The sequence below is a fragment of the Deltaproteobacteria bacterium genome, from assembly GCA_020845895.1.
Lineage (GTDB): Bacteria > Lernaellota > Lernaellaia > JACKCT01 > JACKCT01 > JADLEX01.
Genome location: JADLEX010000053.1, coordinates 45,563 through 57,580 on the forward strand (window position 1 = coordinate 45,563; position 12,018 = coordinate 57,580).

A 12,018-nucleotide genomic window follows, 5' to 3' on the forward strand; every position below is an offset into this window, starting at 1 on the left:
AATCGATCGCGCTCGAACGTCACCATCTCACATATCAAGAAGTCCTTCAAAGACACGCCAAAGCCCTTTCTAGCTGCAGTTCATCCAAATGCTGTGCATTCTCCAAATAAACACTGTCGTAACATCTAGCTAGTTCCCATTGAGCTTCCAGCGAGCCAGTGTCCAGTCGACTATAGGGTGATTTCGTCCCCTGTCAATGCCACCCCCGCCGTCAGATCGTCCAGATCGACGAGCGACCAGATCAGCGACGTGCCGTATTCGCTGAACGTGGGATCGCCCATGCCCTTCCACGTCGAGACGACGCGCGCGAATTGCAGCACATTGTGGTCCACCACCGTGCCGTTCACCTCGAAGTCGTCGTGGAGCGTCATCGTCGATTCGACCAGGTAGTTGCCGTAACCGTAGGCGGCGGTGCCCATCGGGTCGCTCCAGCGCCACGGCGTGTTGATGTCGGCTACATGCAGCTCGAGCTCCCCCACGAAGTGGCTCGAGTAAACGGGGTGGTCCTGCATCCACTGCTCCGAGTCGGAGTCGGTGAAGCTGTGCGCGAGCAGCAGGTTGAACGTGCCCGGAATCGGTTTGACCGAAAACTCGCCGAACTCGGTCTTGTCGATGACCGGCACGGCCTGCTCGATGTCGCCCTGAACCCAGCAGCCGTCGTCGGGACCCGTGTAATACTGAATCGACTGATACGCCGTGGGCGATTCGATATCCGCGAGATTGATGTAGGCCAAGTAGAGCGCACTCGATCGGTAGTTCGGATGCGAACCGACTACGCACGGACCCGCGTTCGGTTGCGCGTCGGCGAAGCTCACGGTGTTGGCGACGGGCCGGCCGCTGCCGTACACGACGAGCCCGCGTTCGTGCGCCTCGCTCCACGGCAGCGGGCACTCGTCGGGATCGACCGTGTTGTCGCGCTCGACCAGCATGGGCGCGGTCTGGATGAACTTTGGCCCGGCCCACGGCGAGATGTACCGCCAGTCGCCTGACACGACATCCATCGCCACGAGGTGCGACTGGTCGCAAGCGGTGTTGTTCACGTACTTGCCGTACCAGTAATAGATCGTCTCGTCGTCCACCTGCGCGACGCCGGTGGGAACGAAGAATCCCACCTCGTGATCCGTCGGCTCTCCGCCCGGGAAGATGTAGGCGCGCTCGGCGTCGTTGAAGAGCGTGGTCGGATCGCCGTCGCCGTCGAAAGCGACATACGGCGTCACCGACTGATACTCGGGTACCGCGCCGCTGTTGCCGGAGATCGTGTCGATCGCCGCGTCGCCGTCGGTGTCGAGCCCCCATGGCACTCCGAGCATCGGTCCGGATTCCACGTCCTTCGACTCGTCCACCGGGTGCGTGTCACCGAAGAAAAAGTAGGTGACATCGCCGACCAGCACGTTGTTCGCGAGATCCGTTCCCGCAATCACGGCATCCCAATGTTCGTCGGCATCGTAATCGAATCCACCGGGGAAAACTTCGGAGGTCAGTTCGTCGCCAGGGTCTTTCGCGGCTTTTCCGGCGAGATCCACTCCGTAGTACTGGCAAATGCCGACCTCCGCCTTGATGCCGTTCTCGTCGAAACACTCGGCGTCGTCCCACGAGGTTTCGTCGTCCCCGTCGTCATCGGCTGCATCGTCATCCGACGCGTCGTCGTCCGAAACATCGTCGTCGGAAGCGTCGTCATCGGTCGCGTCGTCGTCCGTGACGTCGTCATCGGACGCATCGTCGTCGTCCGCGTTCGTCGCGTCGTCTTCATCGCCCGCGCATCCCGTGAGGATCAGGCAAACCGCGAATCCCGCGTGCGTGAACAGACGAAAGCCCCGGCGCATGGCGAGCATGGACCCCTCCATGGATCGATGAATACTCCACTATTCGGCTGTCCGGGTCCGAACATTGAGGGAAATTCGAGAAGGAGTGGATCCACCGACGCAATACGAAGGTGCGTTACCCGCGCGGTCAGTCCAGATACACCTCGACGAACCACGCGCCCCAGTCGCGGCCGGCGGCATCCTGAGCGCTCTGGCTTTGGACGATGGGTTTGCCCGGTTCGAGCGCCTCGTCGAAGCAGAAGCCGTCGTCCACATAGGACTCGATGACCAGGCGCGCGCACAGGTGCAGGCGGCGGCGTTCGTCGCCCTCGTCGGTCGAGACCGTGCGCGGCACGAACACTCGATACGCCGTCATCGTGAGGTCGAGCGACGCGCGCACCGGCGGCGAATCACCGAAGGCGTCGCGGTCGACCGCGAGATCGTGGTTGCGATGAACCACCGTTTCGAAGTCGCGCACGACCATGCGCGGCAGACGGATCGGCTGCAATTGCGCGCGGCGCGCGACTTCGCCCGCGAGTACTGCCTCGCGCACGGCGGGATCGGCCAGATCGGGAGGCGCCTGGCCGGGCGCAAGCGGCGGCGTGTCGGGCGACGGCACGTTGTGCGCGATCGAGATGCGCAGACTCGACTCCGCGCTCTCGGCGGGCAGTGGAAATGCGGGCGGCGCTTCGGACTTCTGCAATTCGTCTCCCGCCGCGCTGCGCCGCGCGAGCAGCCGCCCGGTTTGCGCCTTGATCGCGTCGATCAGCGGGTCGTCCGCGTACGGCTTGATGGTGACGGGCACGAAACGCTCGGCTTCGCGGCGATACCAGTGCCACGCGCCATCGGCGTCGGCCGCGCCGAACGCCGCGCGCACGCCGCCCTCCGCGTACTCCGCGCGCACCGAACGGCCCTGAAATACCCAATGCGCGACACGCACGGCGTTCGCCTCGTCGGTGATGGCCGCGGCGAGGGTCTCGCCGTTCGCGCGAAACTCCCACAATCCGCCTCCGTCGGTGAGCGCTTCATCGAATAACGAGGGCAACGCGGGAGGCGGGACCGGCGCGGGCTTTTTCTTCGCGGCGACGGGAGACGCGACCGCGAACACCACGAGCGCGATGAGCGCCGACCAGCCGCAAATCCGCCAGCCGTGAATCCGCGCACGCGTCATTCGTCGCTCCGAAGTTTCGCCACAACCAGCCGGATGTCGCCCATGCGAATTGTGAAAGTGCGTTCGGCGACGTCCAATGCGCCGGAAACCGAACGGATCGCGCCGCCGAGGGCTCGCGAATAGTAGCGACCGATCCGGTCGGCCAGCAGATTCGGCGTGACGACTTTGCCGACTTTTTCATCGCGCAGCACGTCGAACCCCTCTTCGCGCAGCAACCGCGCGAGCACCGCGCCGGTGTAGAAGCGGTCGTGATCGGAAATGAACTGCCGCCAGCGCCGGCCCGCGATGCGCCGCGCGAGGGCGTCGTAGGCCGGGATCTCGATCAGCAGCGCGCCGCCGGGCGCAAGAACGCGGCGGCATACGGCAAGCGCCGCACGCGGGTCGGCGAGGTGCTCGAAGACATGAATGAAACTCACCACGTCGAACGCGCCGCGCGGGATGGCCGCGGACTCGAGCGTGCCGACCGTGACCGAAAAGCCGAACTCGGCCTCGGCGCGCGCGGCGGCCGACGCGACCGGTTCCACGCCGCGCACGTCGTAGCCGAGTTGCTTCGCGGCCCCCGCGAAGCGGCCGTCGTAGCAGCCCACGTCGAGCGAACGGCGGCCATGACCGGGCAGCGTCGCCTCGAATCGGCCGAGCCGGTCGCGCGCGTTGGCCAGATAAGCCCCGGGCGAGTCGGTGAACGCGGGCGGCAGCGCCTCGACCGGCGGCGGGCTGACCGAAAACACCATGGCGCACGCGGCGCACCGAGCCACGCGGCCCGAGCGCGTGCCGTCGTATTCGCGCGTCTTTTCCGCCGCGCCGCACAACGGGCACGGCATCGCGTGCTGCGCGGCGGTGAGGCCCGTGCGCGCCTCGCGATACGATTCGAGCGTCGCATCGGCAATCGCGCCCCAGCGGTAGTGACGAAGAACATGCTGGGCGCCGCGCTTCGCGAGTTCGCGCGCCGTTTCAGAATCGCGCAGAAAATCCGCGAGGGCGTCGCGAATCGCCGGGGGAGTCGCCGCCTCGGCGAATCGTGCAAGCACCCTGCCCTCGCCATCCGTCGCCACCTCGCGCGCGGCGGGGATATCCGTGGCGACGACTGGAACGCCGTAACTCATCGCCTCGAGCATCGCGACCGGCAGCCCCTCGTGTTCGCTCGGCAGAACGAACGCGCAGGCGTGCGTGTAGAGTTCGGCGAGTGCCTCCGTGTCCACGTAGCCCGTCATCACCACGCGCGGATCGTCCGCGGCGAGCCGCGCGACCTCATTCTCGAAAGGCTCGCCGTGCGACGCGCCGCCCACCAGCGCGAGACGCATCGGCGTGTCGATTTCGCGAAACGCGCGCAGCAGGTGGTGCGGACCCTTTTCCGGCGAGATTCGCCCGACGTAGAGCAGATATTCACCCGGCGCGAGTCCCCATCGCGCGAGCGTCTCGCCCGCCGGGCGCGGCATGGGATCGGACACGCCGTTGGGGATGAATGACGACCCGGAATGCGCATCCGCCATTTCGCGGCTCACGCAGATCAGCCGATGCGCGAACGTGCGCGCCGCCAACTCGCCCGCGTGCAGCGCAAGACGCGCGAACGCGCCCCACTTGCCGCGCAGGTAGTCGCGCGAGTGCATCGTGACGATGACGGTTCGCCCTGCGATGCGCGGAATCCACGCAAAAAGCGCGGGGCCGATGCCGTGGATGTGCACAATGTCGAAGCGACGCAGCGAAGCATCGACGCACGAGAGGAGCGTGTGGATCGTCGCGTCGAGATGCTTGGAGTGAACCGTGGGCAACAGGCGCAGCGCGATGCCGCGCACCGGAGTCGGTGACGGCGTGTAATGCGGGCGGACATACGCGGTGACCGATTCGCCACGCTCCGCGAGCCGCGCGGCGAGTTCCTCCACGTGGCGCTCGACGCCGCCGTGGATTCCGGGCAGCCCCTTGAGCCCGATCATCGCGATCTTCATGACATCAGCAGCTTGTGCCGCGCGACCCACGCCGCCACTCGCGGCAGATTCTGGCGCATGATCGGCGCGACCGTGCACGTCATCCAACAGTGCTCGGTGCAGTTCGCGACCTGGTCGAGCATTTTCGGGTTCGACGCCACGATGCGCTCGTAGCCCTCGTCGAGTTGCCCGACGGACCAGTCGAGCACGTGGCACGTGTACACCTTGCCCGTCGGGTCGAGATAGAAAAATCGCGACAGCGCCGTGCAGTCGATGCGCCGGCGCTTGCCGGTCACGTCGTCCACCACGCCCGCCGTGAAGTACGAGCGGAACCAGTTTTTCGGTTTCGCGCTGCGCATCTGCCGTCGCTGGAGTTCGCGGAACGCGTGCGCGGCCTTGTCGGGATCCGGCGTGTTGTCGCTTTGCTCGCCGAAGAAGATGGGCGACGAATGCACGACCGTGGACGTGAACTGCCAGCCGTTCGACATCGCCATGTCGTAGGCGGGGATCATCTCTTCCTCGTTACCCCTCATCAGCGTGTAGCCGATGCCCAGATCGCGCACGCCCATGCGGCGCATGGAATCCAGCGTCTCCATGCACTTCTTGTAGCCGCCGGGGATTCCGCGGATGCGGTCGTGCGTCTCCCCCAGCCCATCGATGGACACGCGCACGGCGAGATTGCGCGTCGCCTTCAGCATTCGCGGCGCCATGTCTTCAAGCCGCTTGGTGTGAAAGCCGTGCGTGGAAAGGATGATGCGCACGCCCGGGCAGCGCTCGGCGATGACGGCGACAATCTCGGGCAGGTCCTCGCGCAGCGTGGCCTCGCCGCCGGTCAGGTTGACCGTGCGAAGCGTGCGCGGGAGGTGGTAGTAGTAACTGGGCTCGACCTCGTACGTGCCGTCGTGCTGCCAGATGTCGCACATCTGACAGCGGGAATTGCACCGCAACGTCACGGCGATGATGGCTTCACGAACGGTCATGTCGCGTTCCGTCAAATGCCCCGATAGAGGCGGCGTGCCAACGAGTCGCCGAACGGCAGAGCCCGGATGCGCTCGGCCGTCTTGTCGATGTCGAACGGCACGCGGAAGAACGACACCTCGGCGGCCTCGGCATCATACACGCAAAACGCCGCGCGCGGGTCTCCGTCACGGGGCTGACCGACCGAGCCGGGGTTGATGAGATAACGTCCGCCGGGGCGCAGGACGAGTTTTTCGGCCTTGGTACCCGCGTACAGGTTGTTGCCGTCGTCTTCGTAATAGATGCGCCGGTGCGTGTGGCCGAAGAACGCAACGCGCAGCGTCGGGTACTGCTCGGCGAACGACTCGAAGCTGCTTTCGATTTCAGGGCGAAAGAGCAGATACTCGTCGCGGTCGCGCACCGAGCCGTGCACCATGAGGATGGATTCGTCCACGATCAGCGAGTCGGGCAGCGCGCGAATCCACTCGCGATTGGAATCGGTCAAAGTCTCGCGCGACCACAGCACGGCGGCGGCGGCCGTGGGATTGAAATACACCGGCTCGACGCGCCCACACGCGACGACGTCATGGTTGCCCATGATCGAGGTGATCGCGCGCGCGCGCACGGCGTCCACGCACTCGTTGGGCGACGCGTAATAGCCGACAAGGTCGCCGAGGTTCAGCACCCGATCGACACGCAGCTCGTCGATCTTCTCGAGCACGCGCTCGAGGGCTTCGTGGTTCGAATGCACGTCACTGAAGATCGCGTAACGCATCACACCACATTCCCGGCCCGCTCGGCGGCCACATCGGCCAGGACCATCAGATACGCGTGCCGCCCGGGTCCATAAAACGACGGCAGGAGTTGGCGGGATTCGTATCCCAGGCCGCGATAAAACTCCTGCGCCGAGGTGTTGCCAACATACACATGCAGATACACCTTGGAAAGTCCGATTGCCCTCGCGGCGTCGGCGACGCGCCGCATCAGTTCGCCGCCGATTCCCTCGCGCCGCGCGTGGGGGTGCACGTCGATCGTCGCGACGCACGCCAGCTCGGGCGGCTCCGGTTCGAGGACGATGAAACCGACGAGCCCCCGCCCGTCGTCCACAGCCTTGATCGCGATGACGTCGGGATTCGACATGAGGTAATCGAACGTCGAGCGCGCGAACCGGAACGGCGGCTCAAAGCACAGCATGTCGAGCCGGTACATCTGCTCGACGTCGTTGTGATCGGCCGGGACGTAGCGGATCATGAACGCGCCAGGCGCGAATCGACGAAGTCGGCGTCGATGACGACGGTCTGTCCGATGCGCTCGGGCGCTTCGAACGCGAGATCGTGGAAGAGTTCCTCGAAGATCGAGCGCAGCCCGCGCGCGCCGGTCTTGCGTTCCTGCGCGTGGCGCACGATCCGCGCGAGCCCTTCGGGGCGCAGGTTCAGGCGGATTTTCTCGTAATCGAATAACTCCTGATACTCGCGATAAAGCGCGTCCGGCGGGTCGGTGACGACCCGGCCGAGTTCTTCGTCGGTCAGCGGGCCGAGTTCCGCGACGACCGGTAAACGGCCCAGCAGTTCCGCGATCATGCCGTAGCTCTCCAGGTCGCGGAACGTCACCTTTTCGCGCGCTTTTTCGTCGGCCGACACGCCGGTGAAACCGATATCCGACTTGATCGTCCCCCGCCGCATGTCGCTGAACGTGCCCGCGCAGATGAACAGGATGTCCGTGACGTCCATGCGCACGAAATCGTGCTTGTTCCAGTGCTGCGTAACGTTGAGCGGCACGAACACGGCGTTGCTCTCCAGAACTTTGAGCAGCGCCTGTTGCACGCCCTCGCCGCCGATGTCGCGCCCGCCCGCGCCGGTGCGACCGCTGTCGCCGCGCCGGGCGATCTTGTCGATCTCGTCCACGAACACGATGCCGCGCTCCGCGGCGCGCACATCGCCGTTCGCCGCGAAGAGCAGCTCGGCGATCATGACCTCGACGTCTTTTCCGTAGTACCCGGCCTCGGTGTACTCGGTGGCGTTGACGACCACGAAGGGCACGGAAAGGATGCGTGCGAGGCACCGCGCCAGATGCGTCTTCCCGCTGCCCGTGGGTCCCACCATGAGGATGTTGTTCTTGCGAAGAAGATCCCCATGCTGGCGGATGCGCTTGAGGTGATTGTACGCCGCGATCGCCAGCGTGCGCTTGGGCGCGTTCTGCCCGATCACGAAACGGTCGAGATCGTCGAAAATTTCGCGCGGCGTCACGTCGAGCGGCGGCGCCGTCGCCCGCGACTCGACCTCCTCCAGATCGTCCAGGGATTTCGTTTTCAATCGGACTCCTGCTTCAAAAGGTCGTCGAGCGCCTTCTGATCCTGATCCGTCAGATCCGATGAGGTCTTGGGAATCGTGGTGGTGGTCGTCGGTTTCGTCGTTGTGGGTTTGACCGTCGTGGTGGTCGTTTTCACGGTCGAAGTCGTGGTCGTCGTCGAGGTCGTGGTGGTCGTCGCCGCGGGTTCCGGAGTGGTTTCGGCGCTCCCGGCGGCCTCGCGCAGCAGGGTACTCATGTCGGCCGGCGACGGGGTGGCCTGCGCCTCGCCGGTGCTTTCACGAAGCTGTTTGGCGGAGATCTTTTCACCGAGCGGACGCCAGCCGTAGCGCGACTGACCGATTGCCAGCACGCCGCCGACGGCGATCGCGAGGATCGCGAGACGCACGATGACGCCCGGCCAGTACCGCCGACGCGACCGATCCGTTTCCCAGGTATCGCGCGCCATCGTCAGTCTTCCGTCCCGCCGGTCCCGTGGGAACGTTCACCGAAGATCGCCAGGGAGAGTTGCGGCGTCGGCGGCTCGGCGACGGGCTTCACGTCGGATTCGCGCAGGTCGGTCCCGCCCGAGCCTTCGCGCCACGCGCCGCGCACGAACGCACGGACCATCGCGACGGACGCGTCGCCCGGCACCTCGCTGGGCCACGAATCGCGCGCGAGCGAGGCCGCCTCGCGGTCGAGATACACCGTTTCGATGCCGAATTTCGCGAGCATCGCCTCCGCTTCCTCCGACTTCTCCGGGCTCGCCTGACTGTAGAACAGCACCTTGCGGACAACCGCCGGAGACAACCCGTAGCCGATGCGCAGCGCGTCCACCGCGTCGTCGGAGAGCGCCTCGGTCACGCCGGCCAATAGGTGCGAACGCAGCAGACTCGGCGTCAGATGCGCGCCGGGATTCCACCACGCGCGAATCGCGCCCACGACCGCCTCCGCGAGGCTTCCACCGCGAATCCGCAAACCGACGACATCGAAATTTTTCACGACCGGCCCGGCCTCGGACACCCCCGCCACGCTGACGCCGAACGCGGCGAGATAGCCCTGCGACGCAAGGTATCGCTTGACCAACGCTTCGGCGATCCGTTCCACACCGGCTCCTTGCGCGAAGTGTATGCGCCGCGCGTGCCGCGGGTCAATCGGCTCGGCGGATTCGAGCCGCGGAATTTCCAGACGTCCTGACAACGCCGCGCGATCCCCCTAAGATGCTGGGGCGCATGACACTTCAAAATCCCAGGGGTTGGACGCGAAGGATCCCCAAGCCTTCGGCGCGCGTCATCTGGAGCTGGCCGGCGGCCTTCGCGCTGACGCTTTGGATTTTCAAGAACGACGAGGACGTTTCGCGCCACATGGCGCAGGTCGCCATCGTGTGGCTGCCGCTGCTGCTCGTGCTGTTCCTGCCGGAAATCGTCCGTTACTGGAGGAAGGCTCTTCTTGTTCTTGCGTCCACGGCGCTCGCGGCGGGTGCGGTCACGCTCGCGGGACCGACGATCCTGCAGCGCGTCGTCATGCCGATGTACTACCTCGATGTCGATCACTGGCCGCGTCCCGGCACGTATTCGCTCAACAGCGACGGCGTGTTCGGCCCGGAACCCGATTCGATCCGCGACGACGATTTCGTCATCATTTTCCTCGGCGACTCGTACACCGAGGGCATGACGCTCTCGCGCGACATGGCCTTCCCGACCGTGATCGAAAAGCGGCTCGCCGCCGAAATGCCGAGTTCGCGCATCGTCGTCCTGAACATGGGGTGGGCGTCGTCGAGTCCGCTGACGCAGCTCCGCCGGTTTCAGGCGATCGGCGCGAGGTACAAGCCCGACCTCGTTCTTCAGTTCTTCGACATGACGGACTTTCACGATGACATTCAAGGGCTCTACAAACTTCGTGAAGGGGGGCTCGACAAACCCACCGACATGTCGATCTGGGAGGCGATTCTCGTGCGGTTCAGCGTGTCGCTGGGCGTGGCGCGCTTCGACGAGTGGGTGCGCTTCAATCGCCCGGGGTGGGAGCCGCTCGTTCCTGAAACGCAGATTCCCGTTCCGACGCAGCGTTACTTCGCCCTGTTCGAGCCGCTGGCGAATACGGAGCCGCTGCTCGATCCGACCTGGGGTTTCCTGACATCGCTCGCGAACGAATCGGCACAACTCGGCGCGAAGTACATGCTCTTCGTCTACCCTCGATATCAGCAGTATGACCCGGCCGAAAGCCCGAACGACTGGGAAAAGGGGTACTTCCCCACCACGCCCGATCATCTGGAAGAGCCGTTCAAATGGTTTGAGCGCAGAGCCCCTTCCTCTTCTTTTCCGATCTATTCGATGCTCGGCGACTTCCGTTCGCGGGCCGACCGCACCCCGCTGTGTCAGGAAAACGATCCGCACTGGAACGAAAAAGGCCACGAGTTCGTCGCGGACGTCGTGATCCGCGAACTGCGCGTCCGAAACCTGCTGCCTGTGTCGGGGACCCCATGAACGATTCCTTCGTTCCGCTCGATCTTCCATCGGAAGGTCTGTTGATTTGGGAGCAGCCCGGGTTTCCGCAGACCGACTACGCCGCGTTCGTGCTGCTCGGTCGCCTCGACCCGGGCGCAATGGACGATGCCCTCGCGGGTGTGCTGGCGACACGACCGACGTTTACCTCTCGCCTCGTCTGGAGGCGAATTGGTTGGTCGATGCGACCGGTTTGGATCGATGGCCCGCCGGGGCGACCGGGGTTCGCACGGCGGGACTTTCGCGCCGAACGGGCTCCCGCTGATCTCGAAGACTGGGTTCACGACAAAATGAAGCCGGTCACGACGCGGATTCAGGATCTCGCGACCGAACCGCCGATTGCTTTCGAATTGTGGCACATCGACGACGAACGCTGGGTTCTCGTCATCGTTTTTCATCACGTCGCCACCGACGGCGGCGGGCTCTACGACGTGTTGCGCGAACTTTTTGCCCGGTATCACGAGCGCGTGATGGGTATGCGTCCGTCGTGGGCCGACGTGGCGGGGATTCACGCGCAGGTCGGATCGAGTCCGCCGATCGCCCCGGTTTCCACGCCGCGCATGGTGCTGCGGACCCTTCGGATGGATCAGGACTACCCGGGATCGCAGGTCGCCCAACCGTGGGGCTCGAGCGATCGGCCGAGCGGGCGGCGGATGATCCGGTACAGGTACGACGATCCGGCGCTCCTGCGGGGACTGCGTCGTCGTGCTGCCCGCTCCGGCGGTTCGATGACCGACCTGTGTCTGGCGGCCTCGAAATTGGCGATCGAGGAATGGAACCGGGCGCACGGCGCGGACGCCGACGTGTTTCTGCACGGATTTGCCGTCAACCAGCGGGCTCGGCGCCCCGCTGCCCAAATCGAAGGTCAGGGCAACCCCATGTCCGGTTTCGCGATCCCGAGCCGCGCCGTCGAGCGACGCAACCCCGAGACGGTCTTGCAACTCGTCATCGCGCGGCGCAAGGCGGGCATGGATCAGGGCTACGACATCGCGATGAGCGAGATGGGGCGCAAGCTCCAGCGCATCGGCCTCGCCCTGCCGCGTTCGGGTCGGTACACGGCGCTCCGAACCATTTTCGACCGGAAGATCTCGTTCTTTCTCACCAACCTCGGCGTCGTCTGGCCGGTCATCCGCGACGGCCGCCCGACGGGCGAGACCGCCATCCGCGAGGTCGGCCGCGCGGTGCTGCACGACGTGCACAGCAGCGTCGGCGGCACGGCGAACAACCCCGCCGCGATGATTCTGCGGACATTCCTCGGCCGGTTCTACATGGTGTTCACACTCGGCGGGCAGCGGTTTCGCGACGACGAGGCGCGCGGTTTCGCCGACACCGTGGTGCGTCGCGTTTTCGACTGGCTCGACTGACGCGCGATGCCGCGA

General features: G+C 65.4%; 11 protein-coding genes. 2 read left to right on the forward strand and 9 right to left on the reverse strand.

Annotated elements, in window-relative coordinates:
- Window positions 1–170: 170 nt before the first annotated feature.
- The 9 genes from IT350_06780 to IT350_06820 form a co-directional block, all read right to left on the reverse strand.
- Window positions 171–1,832, reverse strand: coding sequence for a hypothetical protein (locus tag IT350_06780; GenBank protein ID MCC6157741.1), 1,662 nt, complete (start codon window positions 1,830–1,832; stop codon window positions 171–173).
- Window positions 1,833–1,950: 118 nt separating this feature from the next.
- Complete coding sequence (locus IT350_06785) at window positions 1,951–2,973, reverse strand: hypothetical protein (protein ID MCC6157742.1); 1,023 nt, start codon at window positions 2,971–2,973, stop codon at window positions 1,951–1,953.
- Window positions 2,970–4,916, reverse strand: a complete 1,947-nt coding sequence (locus IT350_06790; protein MCC6157743.1) for a glycosyltransferase — start codon at window positions 4,914–4,916, stop codon at window positions 2,970–2,972. Before IT350_06790 ends, IT350_06785 begins: the two co-directional genes overlap by 4 nt.
- The gene (locus tag IT350_06795) at window positions 4,913–5,875 is read right to left on the reverse strand and encodes a radical SAM protein (GenBank protein MCC6157744.1); all 963 of its coding nucleotides are present in this window, start codon (window positions 5,873–5,875) and stop codon (window positions 4,913–4,915) included. Before IT350_06795 ends, IT350_06790 begins: the two co-directional genes overlap by 4 nt.
- 11 nt (window positions 5,876–5,886) lie before the next feature.
- A complete protein-coding gene (locus tag IT350_06800) occupies window positions 5,887–6,627 on the reverse strand; it encodes a metallophosphoesterase family protein (GenBank protein ID MCC6157745.1) in 741 nt (246 codons plus the stop codon).
- Complete coding sequence (locus tag IT350_06805; GenBank protein MCC6157746.1) at window positions 6,627–7,103, reverse strand: GNAT family N-acetyltransferase; 477 nt, start codon at window positions 7,101–7,103, stop codon at window positions 6,627–6,629. Before IT350_06805 ends, IT350_06800 begins: the two co-directional genes overlap by 1 nt.
- Window positions 7,100–8,140: an ATP-dependent Clp protease ATP-binding subunit ClpX gene (gene clpX, locus IT350_06810; GenBank protein MCC6157747.1), complete on the reverse strand. Its 1,041-nt coding sequence runs from the start codon at window positions 8,138–8,140 to the stop codon at window positions 7,100–7,102. The genes IT350_06805 and clpX overlap by 4 nt, the downstream gene beginning before the upstream one ends.
- Before the next feature lie 20 nt (window positions 8,141–8,160).
- Complete coding sequence (locus tag IT350_06815; GenBank protein MCC6157748.1) at window positions 8,161–8,607, reverse strand: hypothetical protein; 447 nt, start codon at window positions 8,605–8,607, stop codon at window positions 8,161–8,163.
- Between the two features lie 2 nt (window positions 8,608–8,609).
- Window positions 8,610–9,245 carry a hypothetical protein gene (locus tag IT350_06820; protein MCC6157749.1) on the reverse strand — a complete coding sequence of 212 codons (636 nt, stop codon included), beginning with the start codon at window positions 9,243–9,245 and terminating at the stop codon, window positions 8,610–8,612.
- A gap of 113 nt (window positions 9,246–9,358) precedes the next feature.
- Here IT350_06820 and IT350_06825 point away from each other — a divergent pair, with 113 nt between their 5' ends.
- Both IT350_06825 and IT350_06830 read left to right on the forward strand, forming a co-directional pair.
- Complete coding sequence (locus tag IT350_06825) at window positions 9,359–10,621, forward strand: hypothetical protein (GenBank protein MCC6157750.1); 1,263 nt, start codon at window positions 9,359–9,361, stop codon at window positions 10,619–10,621.
- Window positions 10,618–12,003, forward strand: coding sequence for a hypothetical protein (locus tag IT350_06830; GenBank protein MCC6157751.1), 1,386 nt, complete (start codon window positions 10,618–10,620; stop codon window positions 12,001–12,003). The genes IT350_06825 and IT350_06830 overlap by 4 nt, the downstream gene beginning before the upstream one ends.
- The last annotated feature ends 15 nt before the right edge of the window (window positions 12,004–12,018 follow it).